Annotated in this window: 2 protein-coding genes; both read left to right on the plus strand. The window is 70.2% G+C overall.

Annotation, left to right across the window (positions count from 1 at the left end):
- Window positions 1–528: PspA/IM30 family protein (locus AB0I77_RS53715; RefSeq protein ID WP_363290354.1), on the plus strand; the 528-nt coding region annotated here is incomplete at its 5' end.
- A 90-nt stretch (window positions 529–618) separates the two neighbouring features.
- Window positions 619–1,200, plus strand: a 582-nt coding sequence (locus tag AB0I77_RS53720; protein WP_363290355.1) for a hypothetical protein, incomplete at its 3' end; no start/stop codon positions are given.

Consider the following 1,200-nt stretch of genomic DNA (forward strand, 5'->3'; position numbering starts at 1 on the left):
CACACCCTGGCCGAGCGCGCGCAGGCCCACAGCGCGGCCAAGATCGCCGAATACGAAGGCTATGCGATCAAGGCGCTGGAGTCGGGCGAGGACGCGCTGGCGCGCGAAGTCGCCGACAAGATCGCCGCACTGGAAACCGCGCGCGGCGACGACGAAGCGCATCTGGGCCAGCTCGCCGCCAGCGTCGCCGAACTGCGCCGCGCGGTGGCGATGGCCGAAGGCAACATCCGCCGGCTCAAGCAGCCGCTCGACACGGTCAAGGCCACCGAAAGCATGCCGCGCGCGCAGGCCGCGGTCGCGCAGCGCTACGCCGGGCCGCACAACCGGCTGCAGACCGCGGTCGATTCGCTGGCCCGGATCAAGCTCAAACAGGCCGAACGCGGCGCGCGCATGGAGGCGGCGGCGGAACTGGCGCGCCACGACAGCGGCGATGCGTTGGAACGCAAACTGCGCGACGCCGGCATCATCGCCGACGAGGCCGGCGCCGAAGCGGTGTTGGCGCGGTTGCGGCAGAAGCTGCCGGGCTGAGCGCCCGGATCGATACGGCCGGTCGACATGGGGTCGGCCGGTTTCATGGAGGCGCCGCGGGCGATGCGGCAAGCGGGGGAGGGAAACGAAATGGGCGATTTCTTCAGCACGATCCTGACGTTGCCGACGGCGTTCTACACCGTCCTGCTCGGCGTGGTCGTGGGCTATTGGCTGCTGTCGGCGGTGGGATTGGCCGGCGGCGAAATGATCGATGGATGGATCGGCGGCGACGGTCACGGCCACGGCGCGCACGGCCTAGGCGACCACACCCTGGTCGACGGCGCGCATCATCCGCAGCACGGCATCTTCGATCCGCTGATGCGCCTGGGCCTGGGCGGCATTCCGATCACCGTGGTGGTCAGCGTGATCGTGCTGGTCGGCTGGATCCTGACCTACTACGCCGACATCTACTTGCTGAGTCTGGTGCCGGGCACGCCGCTGCGCATCGCCGCGGGCGCTTTGATCATCTTCGTCAACTTCTGCCTGTCGCTGCCGGTCGCCGCGCTGGCGCTGCGGCCGCTGCGCAAGCTGTTGCGCAAGATGCAGCCGGGGCCGGCGCGGCCGATCCTCGGCCAGGTCGCGACCATCCGCAGCCCGGTCAACCGCGGCACCGGCACCGCCAGCGTCGAAGACGGCGGCGCGGGCCTGATCCTGCAGATCCGCGACGAAGAC

The sequence above is a fragment of the Streptomyces sp. NPDC050619 genome, from assembly GCF_040654815.1.
Lineage (GTDB): Bacteria > Actinomycetota > Actinomycetes > Streptomycetales > Streptomycetaceae > Streptomyces.